The sequence below is a fragment of the Bosea sp. F3-2 genome, from assembly GCF_008253865.1.
In the GTDB taxonomy this organism is placed as follows: Bacteria; Pseudomonadota; Alphaproteobacteria; order Rhizobiales; family Beijerinckiaceae; genus Allobosea.
Map to the genome: position 1 here is coordinate 2,934,114 of NZ_CP042331.1, position 19,732 is coordinate 2,953,845.

The following is a 19,732-nucleotide window of genomic DNA, read 5'->3' on the forward strand; positions in this document are numbered from 1 at the left end:
CCGATGACCCAGCCTCTTGCCTATCTGGCGGAAACACCGTCACAGACGGCCGGCCCCTATGTCCATATCGGCCTCGCGCCGCATCAGGCCGGCTTCGACATCTTCGAGAACAACTTCTCGAATGACCTCGTCCCCGAGGCGACGGCAGGCGAACGCATCACCATCGAAGGCTATGTCTTCGACGGCACCGGCACACCGGTTCGCGATGCCCTGATCGAGATCTGGCAGGCCAATGCGGAGGGGCGCTACAACCATCCCGACGACCGGCAAGCCAAGCCTCTCGACGTTGCGTTCCGCGGTTGGGGCCGCACCGGCGCTGCTTTCGACACTGGCCTCTATACATTCCGCACGATCAAGCCGGGCGCGGTCGCCGGGCGCAACAAGCGCATCATGGCGCCGCACATCAATGTCTGGGTCGTCGCGCGCGGCATCAATATCGGCCTGAACACGAGAATGTATTTCTCCGACGAAGAGCAAGCCAATTCCGTCGATCCCGTACTGGGCCTGATCGAGCAAAAATCACGGCGCGACACGCTGATCGCCAAGCGCGAGGAACGCGACGGCGCCGTCGTCTATATGTTTGACATTCATCTTCAGGGAGAACACGAAACGGTCTTCTTCGACGTGTGATCCATCAGCTCGACCGCATGCCCGACGCCATGCGGATCAGACGGCAGACGGTCGAGCGCGTCTTCGGCACGATCAAGGACTGGATGGGCCGAAGTCACTTCCTCACTCGCCAGCTCACCAATGTCGGAACCGAGATGAGCCTCCACGTCCTCGCCTACAACCTCAAGCGGGTCATCGCCATCCTCGGCGCACCGGCGTTGATGAAAACGATGACAGTCTGACCCTCAAGACCTCGGGCGCATCCCCAAAACTCCACACCGAACGCCGTTTCCACGCAGCCTCCACCGAGCCGGGCCAATGTCACAGGCAGCGCTGCTTGCGCCAAAAGCGGCATTGGAAGCTTCTCGAAAGCTGACGTTCAGAACTGGCGTGATTTTTGACACCACAGGATGATGGTCACATCCCCAACCGCAGGATGCGTGAAGCGAGCCGCTCGGCCAGTGCGGCTTCATGCGTGACCATGAGCAGTCCGAGACCACGCTCGCGGACCGCCTCGAGCAGAATGGCGAAGACCTCCTTCTGACTGACGGGGTCGAGCCGCGAGGTTGCCTCGTCGGCGAAGAGAAACACCGGATCGAGCAGGAGCGCCCGCAGGATGGCGAAGCGCTGAAGCTCGCCTCCGGAGACCTCGTTTGGACGGCGGTCGAGCAGCTCGCGGGCAAGGCCGAAGCGCACCATTGCCGCCTCCGCCTGCGACCAGGCCAGCTCATGCAGCTCCAGCAGGTCACCAAGGCCTCGCCGCAGTGGCTGGTGCGGGGCGAAGGCGGCCGGTGGATCCTGGTATAGCTTTTGGAATCGCACCGGCGCTAAGTCGGCCTCGCGTTCGACTTGGCCGCGATCCGGCGCGACGAGGCCGAGGAGGATGTTGCCGACCGTCGTCTTGCCGCCGCCGCTCGGGCCGACGATTGCGACGATTTCGCCGCGCCCGACCGAGATGTCGAAGGTGTCGAACAGCGTCTTCTCTCCGAAGCGCTTCGACAGTCCTGTGCCGGAGACGACCGTTTCGCCTGCCGGCGGCAGGCCGGGCGCCGGCCATCGGCTTGGATCCGCTGCTATCAGGGCACGCGTGTAAACGTGACGCGGTTCGGCCAGGATCTGCGACGCAGGCCCGAACTCCACGAGCGTTCCGTCGAGCATCACGCCGATCATCCCGCCTAGCGCGGCGGCGACTTCAATGTCGTGCGTGATCGTGAGCAGCAGGCGCCCCTGTTCGACCTCCCGGCGCAACCGTTCGACGACGCTGTCCCGCAGCGATGCGTCGAGTCCCTTGGTCGGCTCGTCGGCGATCAGAAGAGAGGCGCCAGCCGCATGCGTCACCGCGATCGCGGCGCGCTGGCACATGCCGCCGGAGAGTTGGTGCGGATAGGCCTGCGTCCGACCGCCGAGCCCCACCTCGGCGAGATCGGCTCGGGATCGACTGCGAGCGTCCGCAGCGCCGACGCCATGCAGATAGCGATGAACCTCTTCTACCTGACCGCCTACGCGCATGGTCGGGTCGAGTGCGAGCCACGGTTCCTGTGGTAGGATCGCGATCGTCCGCCCCCATCGGGCGCGGGTTTCGCCGGGGCTTTCGGACAGGAGATCTAGCCCGTCGAGCCTGACCTCGCCGTGCGCTGACAACCCAGCCGGCAGGCTACCCATAATCGCATGGGCGACAAGCGATTTGCCCGAGCCGCTGGCGCCGAGCAGCGTGACCGGCATGCCCCGGACCAGTGTGAAGGCTACGTCGCGGACGAGCGACTTGTCGCCGGCCCGGATCGCGAGCCCCGAGACGGCGAGCGCCTGGAAGTGGGCGGGCGCGTTCATCGCGCCTCGCTCCGCGTGGCGAGCTGCAGCCCGAGCACCAGCAGGAAGATCAGAATCCCGGGCATCAGCACGTGCAGCGGCGCCTCCGTGTAATAGGGCAGAAGCTCGACAATCATCGCGCCGAGCTCAGGCGTCGGCGGCCGCAGGCCGACGCTGATCGCGCTCAGCGTCGAAATCGCAATGATGGCGGTCGACATGGCGAAGGCGGCGAGCGTCGTCAGGATCGGCCGGATCTCGGGGAGAACCAGGCTGCGCAGCAAGTAGGGCGTGCCGAAGCCGAGCAGCCGTGCCGCCTCGACATGCGGCTGCTTCAGCACGCTCGCTGCCGTCGCTCGCGCGACGCGATAGAATTCGATCCAAAGCGTGAGGGCGAGGCCGAGATAGAGCGGCCCGAAGGTGCCTGGCGCGAAAGCGAGCAGGATCAGCACGAGCAGCAGCCCGGGCAACGCGAGCAGCACCGTTGAAACCAGCTCCAGCGCGCGTTCGAGAAGGCCGCCGCGCCAGGCCGCGAGCAGACCGAGCAGGATGCCCGGCACGGCCGCTGTGGCCACCGTGAGCAGGGCCATGCCGAAGGATAGCCGCGCCCCGTAGGTGAGCCGGGCGAGCATGCTACGGCCGTAATAATCGGCGCCCAGCAGATAGTCGGAGCCGGGCGCGGCGAGGCTCGCTGCGAAGTCCTGCTCCGTCGGATCGACGGAGACCAGCAGCGGGCCGATGAGAGCAAACGCCGCCAGCAGCGCAAGCAGGCCGAGCCCGATTGTCCGCGAAGGTGTCAGCCAGCGGCGATCCGCCGAGGGGATGAGTGTGGCGTCAGCAATGGTCATGTGCGTCTCGGCCTCGGATCGAGCCAGTGGCAGGCGAGATCGACGGCCGCCGTGATGGCGACGAAGAGCAGGCCCATCGCGAGCGCCGTGCCCTGCACCATCGGCACGTCCCGGGCTATAACGGCATGGACGAGGGCATGGCCGATACCAGGAATGCCGAACAGCGTCTCCACCACGACGACGCCCTCGATCAGGTAAATCGCCTGCAAGGCGAGATAGGAGACCACGGGTATCGCAGCGTTGCGCAGGACATGGCGGCGCACCGCGACGGGCTCAGGCAATCCCTTCAGCCGCGCGAAAGCGAAATAGGGTGTACGCACCACGGCCGCGACGGCGTCGCGTGCGACGCGGCTCGACACCGCGGCGAGCCCCAGCGCCAGCGTCAGCGCTGGTAGCGCCAGGTCGCGCCAGGTTCCGTAGCCGGCCGGCGGGAACAGGCCGAAGATAATCGCGAAGAACAGGATCAGCAGTAGGCCGAGCACGAAGGGCGGCAGCGATCGCAGGACGATCGCCCCCCCAAGCGAGGCGCGGTCGACCCAGCCGCCCCGGCTCAGACCGGCGAGAAGACCGATCGGGGGACCGAGCAGCAATGACAGAGCGAGCGCCGCCCCGGACAGCCATAGCGTCGCGCCAAGCTGGATTCTGAGCTCCTTTGTGATGGGCAGTCCTGTGACAACCGAGCGCCCGAGATCGAGCTTCGCCAGTTGGCCGAGCGAGGTGCCAAGCTGGACGAGCAGGGGCCGATCGAGGCCGAGTTCGCGACGCACGACCTCTGCGGCTTCGCTGATGTTGGCATCCGGCCCGTAGCGACCGGCGGCGATGCGCATGGCTGGATCGCCTGGCAATGCGCGCACAAGTGCGAAGCAGAGGATCCCGACGACGAGCACCATCAGCCCGGCTTGGAGCAGTCGGGTCGAAACCAGCCCCACCATCGTCACTGTGCCCAGCGAATCGAGGCGAGCCCGTAACTCACCTCCAACGGATCGACCCGCACACCCGCGATCCGCTTATTCGCGACGATCGCGAGTTCCGACCAGGTCACGGGAATGCTCGGCAGCTCGTTCTGGAGAATCTCAATCGCCCGCTTCTGCATGGGCGCGCGGGCAGACGGATCGCTGGTCCCGCCCAACTTCTCGACGAGGCTGTTGAGTTCGTCATTCGCCCAGCCGGTCGCGCCCCAGTCGCTGCCGCCGGGCTTATAATCGTCTCGCAGCGTTCCAATGGCGTCCGGTACGATCGAGTAGAGCCGCGAGACCAACCCCATCTCCAGCGTGCCGTCTTGGTGCCGCGCCGGGATTTCCGAGCTGTTGCCGACCGAAACTTTGGCGTCGATGCCGACCTGTCGCAGCTGCGCCTGGATCGCGGTCGCGATGGGCGGCAGCTCGGGCCAGCTCGCATAGGTCAGCAGTGTGAAGGTGAAGGGTTTGCCGTCCTTCTGCAGGATCCCGTCGGCGGCTGGCGTCCATCCGGCTTCTGCGAGCAGCGCCTTGGCGGAAGCGAGATCCCGCTTCAGCGGCGGCAGATCGGGGATGTGCCAGCCGGCCAGCGCCTTGGGAAAGAGCTGGGTCGCGCCGAGATCGGGATTGCGAAGGATGACCCTTGTAGTGCCCTCGCGGTCGAGCGCGGCGCTGATCGCACGGCGCACGCGCACATCGCTGAACAGCGGCGACGAGACGTTGACCTTGAGCAGGCGTGTGCGCGGGATCGTGGCGATGCGCACGTCGAGCTTCGGGTTGCGCTTCAGTCGTTCGACCGAGACCGGCAGCATCGAGAAGGCGAGATCGGCCTCGCCGCTCTCGGCCATGAGCGCACGCGTCTCGCCCTGGCCGACCGCCTGATAGTCGACCTCGGCAATTCCCGGTTTCTCACCGGTCCACTCCGGCGCGGCTTCGAGCTGCAGGTTGAGCGGCGGAGTGAGGCTCTTCACGCGATAGGGACCTGAGCCGACGATGCGCTCGACCCGCCCCGTGGGACCGAACGAGGACGGAGCCAAAACGATGGTGGTGAAGTTGACGAGATAGGCCGGCAGCGCCGCGAAAGGCTTCGACAGGTGGATGACAACCGCGTCGCCGTCAGGCTCTATCGACGCGACCGGCACCTGGCTGAACACGCCGGTGCCGCCATGTGCCTTGCGCAGAGTCTCAGCGACGATCGCCGCGCTTACCGGGCTGCCGTCGTGAAAGCGTGCCCCCTCGCGCAGGCGGAAGCTCCACGAGAGCCCGTCCTCTCTCGCTGCCCATGACGCCGCGAGCCCTCCGGTCAGCTTGCCGTCGATATCGACTGAGACGAGTGTCTCGGCCACCTGCATTCGACTGAAAACGAAGCCTGATTGAGCCGGGTCGATGCCGGCGATCTCCCATGGTCCGACCACTTTCAAGGGTTTAGCCGCGGCAAACCCGGTCATCGACAGCACTGCCAGGGAGGCGACAATCAAGCTCTTGCGCACGGGCCGGAAGCCTTATGAAATGTTATATCGTTTCACTCATAGCGAGGCGAAGCGTGCGACGCAAGGCGATGCCGCAAGCTTCCCGTGGCTGATCGGCTATGCTGAAGAGAGGCCTGCGAGGCCAGGGCTCTGGTAGTACACACGGCACCTGGCCAATCCTTGGAAACACCCAAAGACCGGCGCCTACTACCTTCGGCAGCAGCTCGGCTCGAATCTGATCAAACGATCGCTTCACACGAAGGATCGTAATGAGGCGAAGCAACTTTACAGCGGGGCAGAGACGGCCTCTTGCAGCGCAGGGCGATGTTCAGAAAAGACGCTCAAGTCGTCGATTTTTCCACGGCCGCAGACAACGTCGGCTTTTCCAAAATTTGCGACAGCGTTGAGTCCGATACATCAATGATGGGCGAGGATTTCGCCGAGAAAGGCGCGGGAGCGCTCATGTCGCGGATTCGAGAAGAACGCCGATGGCGAGTTCTCTTCGATGATCTCGCCATCCGCCATGAAGATCACCCGGTCTGCCACCTGGCGTGCGAAGCCCATCTCGTGGGTCACGCAGATCATGGTCATGCCGTCGCGTGCCAATGACACCATCGTGTCCAGCACTTCCTTCACCATTTCAGGGTCGAGCGCCGAGGTCGGCTCGTCGAACAGCATGGCTTTCGGCTCCATGCACAGGGCGCGGGCGATCGCCACGCGCTGCTGCTGGCCGCCCGAGAGCTGAGCGGGGTATTTCGCCGCCTGATCGCCGATGCGGACACGTTCGAGATAGGTCCGGGCCGTCTCTTCCGCCTCGCCGCGCGAAAGCTTGCGGACCCGCATCGGAGCGAGGATGCAATTTTCCAGCACCGTCTTGTGAGGAAACAGGTTGAACTGCTGAAACACCATGCCGACTTCGCGGCGCACGGCATCGACGGCCGTCTGGCTGTCGTTCAGCCGGTGGCCCGCCACCACGATCTCGCCGCTTGCGATCGGCTCCAGATGGTTGATGCAGCGGATCAGCGTCGACTTGCCCGAGCCGGAGGGGCCGCAGAGCACGATCTTTTCGCCCTTGGTGACCGAGAGGTCTATGCCTTTGAGGGCGTGGAACGGGCCGTAGAATTTTTCGACCTGACGCATCTCGATCATCGCGGCGGCCGCTTCTCGCGCAGTGCGGCTTGCGGTGTCGTTCGTCCGGGTCACGTCGCTCTCCTTCATTTTGCCGCCCCGGCTGCCATCCGCTGCTCGAGCCTGCGGCCCCAGAGCGAGAGCGGCCAGCACAGGGCGCAGTACAGCGCACCCACCACGCCGAAGACGAGCAATGGCTTGTAGATCTGGTTGGAAACGATGGTGCCGGCCCGGGTGAGCTCGATGAAGCCGACGATCGCGGCGAGTGAGGTTCCCTTGAGCAGTTGCACGAGAAAACCGACCGTCGCCGGCAGCGAGAGCTTGAAGGCTTGCGGCATGACGACGTCGATCATCCGACTCCAGCTGGGCAGGCCGAGCGCATTGGCGGCTTCGGTTTGGCCGCCCGGCACGGCCTGGATCGCGCCGCGCCAGATCTCGCCGAGGAAGGCCGAGGCATGGGCCGTCAGCGCGACCGAGACGGCGGCCCAGGCCGGGAAATTGAAGCCCAGCAGGGGCAGGCCGAAATAGGCGACGAAGAGCTGCATCAGCAGGGGCGTGCCCTGGAACACCCCGATCCAGCAGATCATCGGAATCCGAAGCCAGGGCGACGGCGATACCCTGAGCAGCGCGACGACGACGCCGAACAGGATGCCGCCAGCGAACCCGATGACGGTGAGGAACAAGGTCCAGAGCAGGCCTTGCAGCAGATAGGTCAGTTCCTGAATGCCCATGTCCTGCCTCCTCAGCGCTGCGGATAGCTGAAGGCCCAGCGGCCGAGGGTGGCGAGCAGCCACATCGTTACGAGCGAGATCACCAGATAGATCGTGGTCAGCGTGAAATAGACCTCGAAGCTGCGGAAGGTTTCGGCCTCGATCCTCTGGCCGACCGAGGTCAGCTCATAGGCGGAGATCGAGGTGCAGATCGCCGTGGTCAGCGTCAGCAGGATGAACTGGCTGGCGAGCGACGGGTAGATCGCGCGCAGGGCTGGGACGAGCACGATCAGCCGGAAGACCTCGTGCTTGTGCAGCCCAAGCGCCAGCCCGGCTTCCGTCTGTCCCTTCGGGATGCTGTCGACGCCGCCGCGGATGATCTCGATGGCATAGGCGCCACCGTTGAGGCCCAGCGCCAGGATTGCTGTGATCGTGGGATTCAGGCGGACACCGGCGAGCGGCAGCGCGAAGAACAGAAAGAAGATCTGCACCAGGAACGGCGTGTTGCGCACGATCTCGACGAAGAGCGTGACCAGGAGCGACGGGATCCGCATCTGCATCCGCAGGATGATCACGCCCAGGACGCCGATGACCATGGCGATGGCCATGCCGGAAAAGGCCAGGAACAAGGTTCCGATTGTTCCGAACAGCAGCGATTTCCAGGCGTCGGCCACGACGCTGAAGTCGAGTGTCATCGTTCTCCCCCTGCCGCGTGCTGAGTCTCAGTCATCCCACGCGGGTTCCCAGTCGAAGCGGGAAAAGCGCTGCCCACGGGCGAGCCCGTGGATCGCCGCCATGTCTTCCGGTGACAGCTCGAAATCGAAGATGTCGAGGTTGGCCCGCATATTCTCGGGCCGGGACGAGCGCGGGATCGCGCCGACGCCGTCCTGCTGGACCAGCCAGCGCAACGTCACCTGTCCCGCCGATTTCCCGTATTTGCGGCCGAGCGCATTGAGCAGATCGTTGTCGAAGACCTTGCCGCGCGCGATCGGCTGGTAGGCGTTCAGCAGCATGCCGGCGCGCCGCATCCGGGCCAGCAGCTTCTCCTGCGACAGGAAGGGATGGTACTCGACCTGGTTGCAGAACAGCTCGGCCTTGTGGACCTCCAGCGCTTCGTCGAGCAGCGCGACCGTGAAGTTGCTGACGCCGATCAGCCGCGTCCGTCCCTTCCGCTTCTCCTCGGCGAAGGCGGCCAATGTCTCGCCGAGCGGAACATCTTTCGTGGGCCAGTGGACGAGCAGCAGGTCGACCTGATCGAGACCGAGCCGGTCGAGGCTCTCGCCGACGCGGCGGTGGACAGTGTCTGGCGCGAGGTCGTTGAACCAGATCTTGGTGGTGACGAAGAGTTCACCCCGCGCTACGCCCGACGCACGGATCGCGCGCCCGACCTCGGCCTCGTTGCCATAGCGGATCGCGGTGTCGATCTGGCGGTAGCCCAGATCGATCGCGGTGCGGATCGCCGTCTCGCCAGCCGGGCCGGTCAGCTCGAAGGTTCCGAAGCCGAGCGCCGGGATGGCCTCGCCGCGGATCGTCTTCGTCGTCGCCGCGATCGTGCCGCTCATCTGGCCGCTCCGGTCTGCGCGAGCATCTCCGCCAGGGTGACCGTGCGGTCTTCCCGGGCAGCACGATCGACCGCGAGCGTTGCGGCGAGCGTGGCCATGCCGTCCCGGGCGGTGATCAGCGGCTGTTCCTCACGCCGGATGACGGCGACGAAGTGGGCGAGCTGGGCGACATAGGTCGGCAGGCCGGCGGCGCCGCGATAGTGACGCGCCAGAGGGTGCTGCCAGTGCTCGTCCTCCCGCTCGTGACGCCACAGATACATGTCCGAGACCGACAGGGCCGCCTTGCGCCCGGCCAGGAACAGGCACGGTCCCGGCTGCGTGGGGTGGTAGAGGGCCTGGCCAGAGCTGTACTCCCAGGCCCACGGGCTGACGGCATTGTCGGAGATGATGAAGCTTCCCAGCGCGCCATTGGCGAAGCGGATGGAGAGGCTCGCCCCGTCTTCGACCGCGAAGCCGCGTGCATGGGAGGTGAAGGCGCGGATGCTGTCGATCTCGCCGACCAGATGGCGCAGGATGTCGATATCGTGGATCAGGTTGATGAGCAGCACGCCGCCGCCGGCGCTCTTCCTCCAGGCGACGTCGAAATAGTCGGTCGGCTTGTCGAACAATGTCATGCCGTTGACGGCGACGATGTCGCCCAGTTCGCCGGCCACGATTGCGCGCTTGGCGGCGCGGATATCGGGGCTGTGGCGACGTTGATGGCCGACCAGTACCGGCACGCCGGTCCGTTCGGCCGCTTCGACGATCCGGGCAGCGGAAGCAATGCTTTCCGCGACGGGCTTCTCGATCAGGCAGGCAATCCCGCGTTCGATGCAGGCCAGCGCAGCCGGAGCGTGAAGCTGGTTCGGCAGTGCGATGATCGCGCCGTCGGGGCGCAACTCGTCCAGCATGGCGACGTAGTCGGCGCGGTGCGGCACCGACAACCGCTCGGCGAGCTTCGCGGCCTCCGGGGAGGGATCGCAGATAGCGACGATGGATATTTCGGGATGCGACGCCATGAGATCGGCGTGCTCACGGCCGATGAGGCCTGCTCCGAGCAGTGCGATGCGGATCATACCGGCTCCTGGCGAGTTCGGAGAGCGGATGCGGCCGCATGCATGCGGTCGCACCTCGCGGCGTTGCGTTTCGGAAGGCGTCGAATGCAGCCCGTTACTTCACGGTGAAGGGCACGCCCTCGACTGAAGCCGGGAAGGCAGACAGGGGCTGGGCCAGCCATTTCTGGCTGATCTTCTCGAGCCGGCCGTCGGTCGCGATCTTGTCGATGAACTGATTCAGCCAAGCGTTGATCCCGGCGTCGCCGAGCTTGGTGCAGATGCCCTGCCATTGCTCGTTGAAGACCAGCTTCTGCTCGAAGTCGTTGCCGGGCGAGGCCTTGTCGAGATTTATCTTATAGGTCGTATTGCCGCCGATCGCATCGACCTGGCCGGAAACCAGCGCCTGCATGGTGGAGCTGTCGTCGTCGAAGCGACGAATATTCGGAATGTCGCCGAGCAGCGTCGTGATCGCCTTGTCCTGCGCAGCACCGCGCGGCACACCGATGCGCAGGTTGCGGGCGTCCTCGATTGTCTCGATCTTGTTCTTCTTGCTGGAGAGCAGGATGATCTTCAGGCCGGCATAGGGCTTGGAGAACTGCACGGCCTTGGCGCGGTCGGGATACATACCCATCACCGCCATCTGGACGTCGACCTTGTTGGTCAGCAGGTTCGGGATGCGGGCCGCGACGGCGTTCGGCACGAACTCGACCTTAACCCCGAGTTCCTCACCGATGAGCCGGGCCACATCGACATCGTAGCCAATATTCTGCCCGCTCGCATCGATCGAGCCCCAAGGGGCCTGCTCGCCCATCACGCCGATGCGAATGACGCCTGCCTTTTTGATGTTTTCAAGCGCCTGGGCGTCGGCCTGGGTGGCAGCGCCGACGAGTCCGAGTCCCGCCATAAAGGCGAAGGCGGCGGCGCGAACTGAAGAAATTCCCAACATGTATCCTCCTCTGAGCTGCGATGCGGCTCCGGCTTCTCTGGCCGGCTGTCATCTTCGAAGCGTTCTCCGCTCCGTTCTTCTCGGCGACCCGAAAGCGGGATCCGGCGGCCGAGACCTCATCACCTCTGCCGAGCCGGCAAGCGGTGATAGCCCTGCATGTCCTCGCTGGTGAGGCTGAAGGCCGTCTCGTAGATGTCGACGCGCGGTGTGGAGAGCACGCCGGTGGCGAACGCCAACCGCTGCGCCTCGGGCAACGCCGCTTCGAGGCCGACCTGAGAGGCCCCTTCGACCAGAAGCACGGCGTCGAAGCCCCTCTCCGCCATGGCGCTACGAAGCTCCGTCTCGCGGGTGCGGACGCCGGAGACCTCGCTGCGGGCGATCCCGAGATGGACGCAAGCCACGCCTGGTAGGGCGTGCACGGCATCAACGAGACTCTGAGCTGCTTGTCGTAGCGCTGCATCACTGCCCGCTTCCACGAAATCGAAGCGGATCGTCGCCATGCAGCCACCGTCGCCAGTGCCGGCTGTTGCGACCCTGTCGCAGGCGACGCGCAGGAAGTTCTGGAAGCTCGGCGCAATCTCCGCCGTCCAGGGCGTCGGATGATTCAGGCGCTGGAGATAGGCGTCGGAGCGGAACACCTCGACGTCATCAGCCGCATAGATCGTCCCGAAGACATAGCGCGGTGCTTGCGGCGCATGCAGGCGCTTGCCCGTGCGGAACCCTGGAATCGACAGCCGCTCGGGCATGTGCTCGCGCGTGTGCCACTCGATATACGCCTCATGGCCGCCTTCAGCGATGTCGTGCCAGATCGCAAGAAAGGCCGATCCCTTCAATCCCATCGCATTCCACCCTCGGGCTCCTCCTGCCCGCCGACTTGCAATCGGCTTCTTGACAAGGAGGTTGTTTCCTCTCCATCTAACCTACTAGAATGTTAGTATGTTGAACGAGTCAAGAGCCAGTCGCCAAATTGGGCGCTTCGGCCGACAAGCTCCTCGGGAGGAACGCATGCAGGCAAGCGAGACGCCACGCGTCGCCATCGTGACGGGAGGAGCAGGCGGGCTGGGCTTTCCGATCGCGGCGCGGCTGGCCGCGAAAGGGCACAAGGTCGCGATCTGGGACATCGACAGTGCGCGCGCCGCGGCTGCGAAGCTGCCCGGCGCCCGGGGCTATGTCGTCGACGTGACGGATGAGAAGGCAGTCGCGGACGCAACGGCACGGGTCGTTCAGGAACTCGGCCCACTCGGAATTCTGGTGACCTGCGCCGGCCATAACGGACCACTGGCGCCCTTCGCGGAGTATCCGAGCGACGGCTGGCGCTTCGTGATGTCGCTCAACCTCGATGCCGTCTTCCACTGCTGCCAGGCAGCGGTGCGCGAGATGCTCAAGACCGGCTATGGCCGGATCGTCAATCTGGCCTCGATCGCGGGCAAGGAAGGCAACCCAAACGCCGTCGCCTATTCGGCCTCCAAGGCCGGCGTGATCGGCCTGACGAAGTCGATCGGCAAGGAACTCGCGACGACGCAGATCCGCGTGAATTGCGTGACGCCGGCAGCGATCGAAACCGAGATGCTCGCACAGCTGACGCCGGAGTTCAGGGCCTATGTCGTCTCCAAGATTCCGGTCGGACGCCTCGGCCAGGCGGATGAGGTGGCCGCGCTGGTAAGCTGGCTGGCGTCGGAGGAGTGCTCCTTCTCGACGGGGGCCGTCTTCGACGTCTCGGGTGGCCGCGCGACCTATTGAGGCCTACCATGCACAAGCAGCACCGCCTCTCGCTGGCCTATCTCACCGTTCAGGGTTGCCCGCCGGTCGAGCATGTCCGCTGCGCCGCTGCAGCGGGCTACGATGCCGCCGGCCTCAGGCTGATCGCGCCGCATGGGCTGGAACTCGCGCATCCGATCGTCGGCAACAGGGCGCTGATCCGCGAAATCCACGCGACGGCCGCCAATCTCGGAATCTCCTTTCTCGACGGGGAAGTATTTACTCTCCTGCCCGAGACCGTGATGGAGCCTTGGTTGCCGGTGATCGAGACGGCGGCGGAGCTCGGCATGCCGTTGATGCAGATCACGTCGGAGGACCCGGAGCTGTCCAGGGCCTCCGACAATCTCGGGCGGATCGCCGATATCGCAGAGAAGCACGGCATCGCCATCGCGATCGAGTTCATGCGCTGGCGCTCGGCGGCGACGATCGAGGATGCGGCACGGCTCGCCACCGCATCGGGACGCAAGAATGTCGGTATCCTCCTCGACGCATTGCATCTGTCGCGCTCTGGCGGCGGACCAGCGGCGGTCGCGGCGCTGAAGGACAAGGTGCTCTATCTCCAGCTCTGCGACGCCCCGGCGACGAAACCCGCCAACGATGCGGCCTGCATCGCCGAAGCGCGGGGAGCACGCATGATTCCGGGCGAAGGCGGCTTGTGGCTGAACGAGCTGATGGCGGAGCTTCCGGCGGATATCGCGATCAGCGTCGAGACGCCGCATCGCGGCGACGAGTCGTTGAGCTTTGTGGAAAAGGCGCGCAGGGGTATCGCCGGAACGCGCAATTTCCTCGATTCGCTTTAGGCTTAAGGCCGGATACCGACTCCCGAAGCGTCGCCGTCAGAACAAGCGAAGGGGCGACCGCTCTCGGCGGTTAGGAAGGAGACGTGGCGAGGTGGCTGCGAGACAGCGAGGAGCTCTGACCTTGCGCGTGACCGAGCGCCTGCGTCAGGCGATCATCGACGGCGAGGTCGAACTCGGCGATGCGCTCTCGGAGGATAAGCTCGCGACCAAGCTCGGCGTGAGCCGCAGCCCGGTGCACGAGGCGCTGACGGCGCTGGAGCAGCAGGGGCTGATCGACATCAAGCCGCAGCGCGGCAGCTTCGTCTTCCTGCCGACCAGGGAGGACATCGAGAATCTCTGCGAATTCCGGCGGATGATCGAGACGGAAGCACTACACCTGGCTATGAGGCGCGGACGCGACGCGACGCTCGCCGCCCTGAAGGCGGCTGCGCATGAGATGCACGAAGCCATCCGCGCCGGCGACGATCTCCGTAGCGCCCATGCGGATACGGCGTTTCACGCCGCACCGATCGAGAACAGCGGCAACAGCTATCTGATCAACGCCTATCGGCTCGTCTCAGGCAAGGTCGCGGCGCTGCGTTCGCACCGATCCACTGCTTCGATCCGCAGCGAGGCGAACACCGAGCATTTCGAGATCATCGCCAGGTTGGAAGAGAGCGACCTGCCCGCGGCACTCGGGGCGCTCTCGAACCACATCCTGAAGATGGCGAAGCGATACGACATCGAACCATCGCGGAAACGCGCAACGGCGGGCCGGGCGGCGCGGACCCCGTCCCTGGAGCATTTCGGTCCTCTCTTGGACTAATGATCGCCGGCTAGCGGTGGCTGCCCTGAGGGGTGTCACGTGACGCCCGGCTGTCCCTTGCTTGGCGCTGGGCCTCCTATCCGGTTCGCAAGCTACGCGGGCTGACACCCAACCGCTTCGTGAAGAAGCGCGAGAAATAACCCGCGTCCCGAAAACCAAGCGCGTCCGCGATCTTCCCGATCGGGGAGGAGCTGTAGAGCAACCAGCGTTGGGCTTCGACCATGATGCGCTGATGGATAATCTGAATGGGCGGTGCGTCGAAGCGCTTCCGGCAGACCATCAGCAGACGATCTTCTGAAACTCCCAACTTACGAGCATAAGCGGAGACAGGAAGATGGTCCGCGAAATGGGCCTCGACGAGCGCTCGGAAGCGGTTCAGCAGCAGGGATTCTGTATCGGAAAGCGACGCTGTCGCCATGTCAGTCGCTAGAGTGGCACGGGCAAATGCAGCGAGAAGCTTGAGAACCTCTCCCTCGATCGCGAGATTGCGCCCGGCACCGTCCCAGGCGAGTTCGCTCGATAGCGACAGAAAGCACTGGCTGATCTGGCGTGCTGCCTCGGGATCGATAGGCCCGACGCAACGTGGTCGATCCAGAAGCGCCAAGACCAGGCTGTCGCTGCTCGCGGAAGCAGGCAGGGCTGTGAGTGCAATCGAGATGACCCAGCCATCAGTGACCGGCGTAAAGGTGAAACCGTGCACGGTCTCGGCCGGAATGACGAGGACCGCCGGCACCGCGATACCGGAGCTCGCCCCCTCGCTGACCATCGTCCCGCCACCTTCGGAAACAAGCAGGAGCTGGTGCAGCTCGCGATGGGCGTGAGGTGCGATCCACCATTGATGGTAGCCGCTGCGCTCGCGGATCGGCTCGACATGGATGAAGCGCGGTTCGACATGCCTGATCGGCTCGCCGTACAGCCTGTAACGCTCGATCAATCCGGCGGTCATCGCATCTCGCAGCACGGCGCACCTACTCACGGGAAAAGTACAAATCTTTCCGTTCTGCGTCCATTGCTCTGACCCGCCAGGGCCCTAACCTTTCCAGGCAAGCTCCCGCAGAGAGACGGGGAAGGAAAACGCTTAGCTGGACCGTCCGGGGCGAACCACCGGCTTGCGAGCCCACGCCGAAAGGAGACCGGCATGACCGCTGAAAAAGCCGATTGCGATGTGCTGGTGATCGGGGCTGGTGCCGGGGGATTGTCCACGGCGGTGACCGCCCGCAAGTACGGCCTCGACGTCATAGTCGCGGAAAAGGACCGGTTCTTCGGTGGCACCATGGCCTATTCGGGTGGGGTGCTCTGGATACCGGGCAATGCCCATGCGGCGAAGGCCGGCCTGCCGGATTCCTGCGAGGCGGCCAAGGCCTATCTGCGGCACGAAGCCGGCAACTTCTATGCCGAGGATGTCGTCGAGACCTTCCTCGACGTCGGGCCGCGCATGGTCGAATTCTTCGAGCGCGAGACAGAGGTTCGCTTCCTTCTGTCCAATTATCCAGATTATCACCCGGACGCGCCAGGAGGCATGGCGAAGGGGCGTTCGCTGACGGCCGCGCCCTACGACGCGCGTCGTCTCGGCACCGAGATCGCCCGGCTGCGGCCGCCGCTGGAGACGATCACCTTCATCGGCATGATGTTCAATTCATCCAACGAGGATCTGAAGCATTTCTTCCGGGCGACGCGCTCGCTCGGCTCGGCCTTCTATGTCGCGCGTCGGCTCGCCGCGCATCTGAAGGATCTCGCCCTCTATCGGCGCGGGATCCAGATCACCAGCGGCAACGCCCTCGCCGCCCGGCTCGCCAAATCGGCCTTCGATCTCGGCATCCCGATCCTGACCGAGACGCCAGCCGAAGGCCTGCTGGTCGAGGGCGGCCGCATTGCCGGCGCGCGCTTTGCCATCAGGGAGGGTGTTCGGGAGATCCGCGCCCACCGTGCCGTCGTGCTGGCCTGCGGCGGCTTCCCGCATGACCCGGCGCGGATCGCCGCCGCCTATCCGCACGTCGCTCGCGGCGGGCGACATGTCTCGCCGACGCCGGTCGGCAATACGGGCGATGGCATCAAGCTGGCGGAAACGGCCGGAGCGGAGTTCGCGCCGCGCTTCCCGAACGCCGCGGCCTGGATGCCGGTCTCCGAGGTCCCGCTCGGCGGCGGGCGCACCGGCGTGTTCCCGCATCTCGTCGACCGCTACAAGCCCGGCGTCATCGCAGTGAACCGGGCCGGCCGGCGTTTCACGAACGAGTCGGAATCCTACCATGACGTCGGCGCCGCCATGATCGCGGACAATGCGGACGCAGGCGCCACCGAAGCCTGGCTGATCTGCGACCATGCCACGATCCGCAAATACGGCCTCGGCTTCGCCAAGCCGGCCCCCGTCCCGACCAGCCTCTATATCCGCAACGGCTACCTCAAGCGCGGCGACACGCTGCCGGCACTGGCGAAGGCGGCAGGCCTCCACCCGGCTGGGCTGATGGCGACAGTCGCGCAATTCAACGAGGGGGCGGAGCAAGGTGTGGACCCCGCCTTCGGACGCGGGCGGAGCGCCTTCAACCGCTTCCTGGGCGACCCGGACCATAAGCCGAACCCGAATGTCGCGCCGATCCGGCAGGCGCCGTTCTATGCGCTGCGAATCGTCATGGGCGACCTCGGCACCTTCGATGGGCTGACGACCGATGTGGTCGGCCGCGTTCTGGCCGCTGACGGACGGCCGATCGAGGGGCTCTACGCCGTCGGCAATGACAGGGCGAGCATGATGGGCGGCAGCTATCCAGGCGCCGGCATCACGCTCGGCCCGATCATGACTTTCGGCTATCTGGCCGGGTGCCACCTCGCCGGCCGCGAACCTTGAGGGAGGCGGGACGATGAGCAACGATCTGGCGGGCGCGTTCGACCTGGCTGGCGCGGTCTGTGTGGTAACCGGTGCCGGTGGCGGTCTCGGTGGCGCGATCGCGCTGGCCCTGGCCAGGGCCGGCGGGCGGATCGCGATGCTCGACCGCTCGGTGGCTGCGGCCGAGGAGAGCCTTGAACAGGTCCGGCGCGCCGGGGCGGACGGCGCTGTCTTTCCTTGCGATGTCTCGGATCCCACGAGTGTTGCTCGAGCTGCGGAAGCCTCTGCGGCCCAGCTCGGCCCCTGCCGCGTCCTCGTCAACAACGCGGCGCTGCTGCGCCCCGGCGCGCTCGATGCTCTGACGCTTGAAGAGTGGAACGCCGTGTTGTCGGTCAACCTCACCGGCTATTTCCTCTGCGCACAGAGCTTCGCCCGACAGATGCGCGCCCATGGCGGCGGCGCGATGGTCCATATCGCCTCGATCGCGGCAACGCATGCGCAGGGCTTCAGCGGCGCCTACAGCATCAGCAAGGCCGGGATCGTGATGCTCTCCCGGCAGATCGCGCTGGAATGGGGGCCACAGGGCATCCGCAGCAATGTCGTCAGCCCCGGCCTCGTGCTGACGCCGATGAGCCGCGGCTTCTACGACGATCCGGAACTGAAGCGCCGGCGCGAGCAGGCCGTCCCGCTGGGGCGCATCGGGCAGCCGGACGACATCGCCGATGCCGTCGCCTTCCTGGCAAGCGAACAGGCCCGCTACGTCACCGGCGAGGAGATCACCGTCGATGGCGGCTTCACGCGCGGCCTGATGAGCCTGATCCCCCGGCCGGGCTACGCGCCAACAGCCGGACCTGCCGCTTGACGAAAGGAGGCGCCCATGGCCGTGCGACAAAAGGCGATCATCACCGGAGCTGCCGACGGGATCGGCTGGGCGCTGGCCCGGCGTTTCGCCGCGGCGGGTTGCCGCGTCGCCATCGCCGACATCGACGGGGAGCGTGCCGCGGCGCGCGCCGCCGAGCTCGGAGACGGGCAAATCGCCCTCGCCTGCGATGTCGCCGATGAGGCCTCGGTCGGTGCCGCCGCGACGGCAGCGGCAGAGGTGCTTGGTGGGATCGACATCCTTGTCAACAATGCCGGGATCGGCGACACGCATCTGCCGACCCTGGAGCAGGATATCGGCCATTTCGAGCGCGTCCTGAAGGTGCATCTCAATGGCACCTTCCTGATGTCGCGCGAGGTGGCGCGGCTCATGGCCGGGCACGGCGGCGCGATCCTCAACATCAGTTCGATCGCCGGGCTCGGCGGTCTGCCTCGCCGCAACGCCTATGGCGCCGCCAAGGCCGGCATCGCGCAGATGACCAAGAACTTCGCCTGCGAATGGGCCGGTCTCGGCATCCGCGTCAACGCGCTGGCGCCGGGCTATGTCGGGACCGCGCTGGTGAAGACACTCGAGGCCGCCGGCCGGATCGACCGGCACAAGCTGGAACGGCGCATCCCGATGGGACGCCTTGCCGAGCCGGAGGAGATCGCGGAGGCTGGCTGGTTCCTGTGCTCGCCGGCCGCGTCCTACGTCACCGGCGCGATCCTCAGCGTGGATGGCGGCTGGCAGGCCTTCTCCGACGCCGGCGACGCATCCAGCCGCTGAAAGGCCGGTTCATCAAATATGCGGCCTATCCTCGAAGGTCCACCCGTCCTGCGTGAGCTTGCGGATACCGTCGAGCAGGTGCACCAGCGGCGTGTCGGAGAGGATTTCGAGAACGACCGGCCCGCCATAGGACTGCCGTTTCAGTTCGTGGCCGATCGCAGCGAAGTCGATCTCGCCGCTGCCGATGGGATCGTGCCGCCACTGGCCGAGCGGGCTGTCGGACAGGTGGACGGCGCTGATCCGCGAATGAAGCGTCGCAAGCCCCTCGACCGGATCCTCGCCGATGGCGACGGCATTCGCGACGTCGTAGATCACGCGGACATCCGCATAGCCCTCCTCGTCGAGGAAGTCGCGAATGGTCGCGGCATCGGCGAGCAGCCCTTGCGGATGATTCTCGAGACCGACGCCGAGGCCACGGCGCCGCGCCTCCTCGACGATTTCGCGGAAGGCGGGCCGAAAGCTCTCCATCAGCCGCTCATTGGCCTTGGCGAGCAGCGCGTGGCGGCGGCCGGAGCCGACGCAGACATCGACGGCGCCCAGCTCGGCGCAGCGCGCGATCAATCGACGATAGGCATCGACGGCGAAGCGCACGACTTCGCTGGAGGTGCTCGCCAGATTGATGTCGCTGCTGGCGAGATCGCCCGCCAGAACGCGCAGCCCATAACGCTCGATGATGGCGCGCAGCCGAGCCGTGCGGGCGGCGGCGTCCCGCCAGGGATCGAAATGCGGCAAGGTGGCCATGAGCTGGACATTGCGGAAACCGGCCGCCGCGAGCGCCTCGACCGTGGCTTCGGCGCTCTCCTGCCAGACGAAGCCGAAGGTATGGGCGGCTACCTTCATC

20 protein-coding genes and 1 pseudogene are annotated in these 19,732 nt (G+C 65.7%); 8 read left to right on the plus strand and 13 right to left on the minus strand.

Features of this window, described 5'->3' with window-relative positions:
• Nucleotides 1–3: 3 nt before the first annotated feature.
• Nucleotides 4–630, plus strand: a complete 627-nt coding sequence (gene pcaG, locus FQV39_RS13520; RefSeq protein ID WP_149130764.1) for a protocatechuate 3,4-dioxygenase subunit alpha — start codon at nucleotides 4–6, stop codon at nucleotides 628–630.
• Between the two features lie 5 nt (nucleotides 631–635).
• Nucleotides 636–851: pseudogene (locus FQV39_RS13525) on the plus strand (transposase); the annotation flags it as partial.
• A gap of 175 nt (nucleotides 852–1,026) precedes the next feature.
• On the opposite strand, the gene FQV39_RS13530 reads toward FQV39_RS13525, so the two are convergent.
• The 11 genes from FQV39_RS13530 to FQV39_RS13580 form a co-directional block, all read right to left on the minus strand.
• Nucleotides 1,027–2,436 carry an ABC transporter ATP-binding protein gene (locus FQV39_RS13530; protein WP_149130765.1) on the minus strand — a complete coding sequence of 470 codons (1,410 nt, stop codon included), beginning with the start codon at nucleotides 2,434–2,436 and terminating at the stop codon, nucleotides 1,027–1,029.
• Nucleotides 2,433–3,260, minus strand: coding sequence for an ABC transporter permease (locus FQV39_RS13535; RefSeq protein WP_149130766.1), 828 nt, complete (start codon nucleotides 3,258–3,260; stop codon nucleotides 2,433–2,435). Before FQV39_RS13535 ends, FQV39_RS13530 begins: the two co-directional genes overlap by 4 nt.
• A complete protein-coding gene (locus tag FQV39_RS13540; RefSeq protein WP_149130767.1) occupies nucleotides 3,257–4,192 on the minus strand; it encodes an ABC transporter permease in 936 nt (311 codons plus the stop codon). Before FQV39_RS13540 ends, FQV39_RS13535 begins: the two co-directional genes overlap by 4 nt.
• Nucleotides 4,193–4,194: 2 nt before the next feature.
• Nucleotides 4,195–5,664: an ABC transporter substrate-binding protein gene (locus FQV39_RS13545; protein ID WP_149130768.1), complete on the minus strand. Its 1,470-nt coding sequence runs from the start codon at nucleotides 5,662–5,664 to the stop codon at nucleotides 4,195–4,197.
• 438 nt (nucleotides 5,665–6,102) lie between these two features.
• Nucleotides 6,103–6,834 (minus strand): amino acid ABC transporter ATP-binding protein, encoded by a 732-nt coding sequence (locus FQV39_RS13550; protein ID WP_149133836.1) that lies wholly within the window; start codon nucleotides 6,832–6,834, stop codon nucleotides 6,103–6,105.
• 65 nt (nucleotides 6,835–6,899) lie between these two features.
• Nucleotides 6,900–7,544: an amino acid ABC transporter permease gene (locus FQV39_RS13555; protein ID WP_149130769.1), complete on the minus strand. Its 645-nt coding sequence runs from the start codon at nucleotides 7,542–7,544 to the stop codon at nucleotides 6,900–6,902.
• A gap of 11 nt (nucleotides 7,545–7,555) precedes the next feature.
• Nucleotides 7,556–8,218 carry an amino acid ABC transporter permease gene (locus FQV39_RS13560; RefSeq protein ID WP_149130770.1) on the minus strand — a complete coding sequence of 221 codons (663 nt, stop codon included), beginning with the start codon at nucleotides 8,216–8,218 and terminating at the stop codon, nucleotides 7,556–7,558.
• A 27-nt stretch (nucleotides 8,219–8,245) separates the two neighbouring features.
• Nucleotides 8,246–9,085: an aldo/keto reductase gene (locus tag FQV39_RS13565; protein WP_149130771.1), complete on the minus strand. Its 840-nt coding sequence runs from the start codon at nucleotides 9,083–9,085 to the stop codon at nucleotides 8,246–8,248.
• Complete coding sequence (locus FQV39_RS13570; RefSeq protein WP_149130772.1) at nucleotides 9,082–10,140, minus strand: Gfo/Idh/MocA family protein; 1,059 nt, start codon at nucleotides 10,138–10,140, stop codon at nucleotides 9,082–9,084. Before FQV39_RS13570 ends, FQV39_RS13565 begins: the two co-directional genes overlap by 4 nt.
• A gap of 94 nt (nucleotides 10,141–10,234) precedes the next feature.
• Nucleotides 10,235–11,065 (minus strand): transporter substrate-binding domain-containing protein, encoded by an 831-nt coding sequence (locus tag FQV39_RS13575; protein WP_149130773.1) that lies wholly within the window; start codon nucleotides 11,063–11,065, stop codon nucleotides 10,235–10,237.
• A gap of 119 nt (nucleotides 11,066–11,184) precedes the next feature.
• The gene (locus FQV39_RS13580; protein ID WP_149130774.1) at nucleotides 11,185–11,904 is read right to left on the minus strand and encodes a hypothetical protein; all 720 of its coding nucleotides are present in this window, start codon (nucleotides 11,902–11,904) and stop codon (nucleotides 11,185–11,187) included.
• Between the two features lie 166 nt (nucleotides 11,905–12,070).
• On the opposite strand from FQV39_RS13580, the gene FQV39_RS13585 reads away from it, so the two are divergent.
• The 3 genes from FQV39_RS13585 (at nucleotide 12,071) to FQV39_RS13595 (ending at nucleotide 14,428) form a co-directional block, all read left to right on the plus strand.
• Nucleotides 12,071–12,805, plus strand: a complete 735-nt coding sequence (locus FQV39_RS13585; protein WP_149130775.1) for an SDR family NAD(P)-dependent oxidoreductase — start codon at nucleotides 12,071–12,073, stop codon at nucleotides 12,803–12,805.
• Between the two features lie 8 nt (nucleotides 12,806–12,813).
• Nucleotides 12,814–13,623, plus strand: a complete 810-nt coding sequence (locus FQV39_RS13590; protein WP_149130776.1) for a sugar phosphate isomerase/epimerase family protein — start codon at nucleotides 12,814–12,816, stop codon at nucleotides 13,621–13,623.
• 91 nt (nucleotides 13,624–13,714) lie between these two features.
• Nucleotides 13,715–14,428, plus strand: a complete 714-nt coding sequence (locus tag FQV39_RS13595) for a GntR family transcriptional regulator (protein ID WP_187640278.1) — start codon at nucleotides 13,715–13,717, stop codon at nucleotides 14,426–14,428.
• A gap of 76 nt (nucleotides 14,429–14,504) precedes the next feature.
• On the opposite strand, the gene FQV39_RS13600 is transcribed toward FQV39_RS13595, so the two are convergent.
• Nucleotides 14,505–15,374, minus strand: coding sequence for a helix-turn-helix domain-containing protein (locus FQV39_RS13600; RefSeq protein WP_149130778.1), 870 nt, complete (start codon nucleotides 15,372–15,374; stop codon nucleotides 14,505–14,507).
• A 192-nt stretch (nucleotides 15,375–15,566) separates the two neighbouring features.
• Between FQV39_RS13600 and FQV39_RS13605 the strand changes: the two genes are divergently transcribed.
• From FQV39_RS13605 to FQV39_RS13615, 3 genes are read left to right on the plus strand one after another with little or no spacing between them, the layout of a single operon-like run.
• Complete coding sequence (locus FQV39_RS13605) at nucleotides 15,567–17,267, plus strand: FAD-dependent oxidoreductase (RefSeq protein ID WP_149130779.1); 1,701 nt, start codon at nucleotides 15,567–15,569, stop codon at nucleotides 17,265–17,267.
• A gap of 13 nt (nucleotides 17,268–17,280) precedes the next feature.
• The gene (locus FQV39_RS13610; protein ID WP_149130780.1) at nucleotides 17,281–18,108 is read left to right on the plus strand and encodes an SDR family NAD(P)-dependent oxidoreductase; all 828 of its coding nucleotides are present in this window, start codon (nucleotides 17,281–17,283) and stop codon (nucleotides 18,106–18,108) included.
• 15 nt (nucleotides 18,109–18,123) lie between these two features.
• Nucleotides 18,124–18,891, plus strand: coding sequence for an SDR family oxidoreductase (locus tag FQV39_RS13615; protein WP_149130781.1), 768 nt, complete (start codon nucleotides 18,124–18,126; stop codon nucleotides 18,889–18,891).
• A 12-nt stretch (nucleotides 18,892–18,903) separates the two neighbouring features.
• On the opposite strand, the gene FQV39_RS13620 is transcribed toward FQV39_RS13615, so the two are convergent.
• The gene (locus FQV39_RS13620) at nucleotides 18,904–19,731 is read right to left on the minus strand and encodes a sugar phosphate isomerase/epimerase family protein (protein WP_149130782.1); all 828 of its coding nucleotides are present in this window, start codon (nucleotides 19,729–19,731) and stop codon (nucleotides 18,904–18,906) included.
• Nucleotide 19,732: the final 1 nt, after the last annotated feature.

Bases quoted from the DNA above. Each gene is read 5' to 3' on its own strand.
- pcaG (WP_149130764.1), top strand. From the start codon at position 4: ATGACCCAGCCTCTTGCCTATCTGGCGGAAACACCGTCACAGACGGCC.
- FQV39_RS13530 (WP_149130765.1), bottom strand. From the start codon at position 2,436: ATGAACGCGCCCGCCCACTTCCAGGCGCTCGCCGTCTCGGGGCTCGCG.
- FQV39_RS13535 (WP_149130766.1), bottom strand. From the start codon at position 3,260: ATGACCATTGCTGACGCCACACTCATCCCCTCGGCGGATCGCCGCTGG.
- FQV39_RS13540 (WP_149130767.1), bottom strand. From the start codon at position 4,192: ATGGTGGGGCTGGTTTCGACCCGACTGCTCCAAGCCGGGCTGATGGTG.
- FQV39_RS13545 (WP_149130768.1), bottom strand. From the start codon at position 5,664: ATGACCGGGTTTGCCGCGGCTAAACCCTTGAAAGTGGTCGGACCATGG.
- FQV39_RS13550 (WP_149133836.1), bottom strand. From the start codon at position 6,834: ATGATCGAGATGCGTCAGGTCGAAAAATTCTACGGCCCGTTCCACGCC.
- FQV39_RS13555 (WP_149130769.1), bottom strand. From the start codon at position 7,544: ATGGGCATTCAGGAACTGACCTATCTGCTGCAAGGCCTGCTCTGGACC.
- FQV39_RS13560 (WP_149130770.1), bottom strand. From the start codon at position 8,218: ATGACACTCGACTTCAGCGTCGTGGCCGACGCCTGGAAATCGCTGCTG.
- FQV39_RS13565 (WP_149130771.1), bottom strand. From the start codon at position 9,085: ATGAGCGGCACGATCGCGGCGACGACGAAGACGATCCGCGGCGAGGCC.
- FQV39_RS13570 (WP_149130772.1), bottom strand. From the start codon at position 10,140: ATGATCCGCATCGCACTGCTCGGAGCAGGCCTCATCGGCCGTGAGCAC.
- FQV39_RS13575 (WP_149130773.1), bottom strand. From the start codon at position 11,065: ATGTTGGGAATTTCTTCAGTTCGCGCCGCCGCCTTCGCCTTTATGGCG.
- FQV39_RS13580 (WP_149130774.1), bottom strand. From the start codon at position 11,904: ATGGGATTGAAGGGATCGGCCTTTCTTGCGATCTGGCACGACATCGCT.
- FQV39_RS13585 (WP_149130775.1), top strand. From the start codon at position 12,071: ATGCAGGCAAGCGAGACGCCACGCGTCGCCATCGTGACGGGAGGAGCA.
- FQV39_RS13590 (WP_149130776.1), top strand. From the start codon at position 12,814: ATGCACAAGCAGCACCGCCTCTCGCTGGCCTATCTCACCGTTCAGGGT.
- FQV39_RS13600 (WP_149130778.1), bottom strand. From the start codon at position 15,374: ATGACCGCCGGATTGATCGAGCGTTACAGGCTGTACGGCGAGCCGATC.
- FQV39_RS13605 (WP_149130779.1), top strand. From the start codon at position 15,567: ATGACCGCTGAAAAAGCCGATTGCGATGTGCTGGTGATCGGGGCTGGT.
- FQV39_RS13610 (WP_149130780.1), top strand. From the start codon at position 17,281: ATGAGCAACGATCTGGCGGGCGCGTTCGACCTGGCTGGCGCGGTCTGT.
- FQV39_RS13615 (WP_149130781.1), top strand. From the start codon at position 18,124: ATGGCCGTGCGACAAAAGGCGATCATCACCGGAGCTGCCGACGGGATC.
- FQV39_RS13620 (WP_149130782.1), bottom strand. From the start codon at position 19,731: ATGAAGGTAGCCGCCCATACCTTCGGCTTCGTCTGGCAGGAGAGCGCC.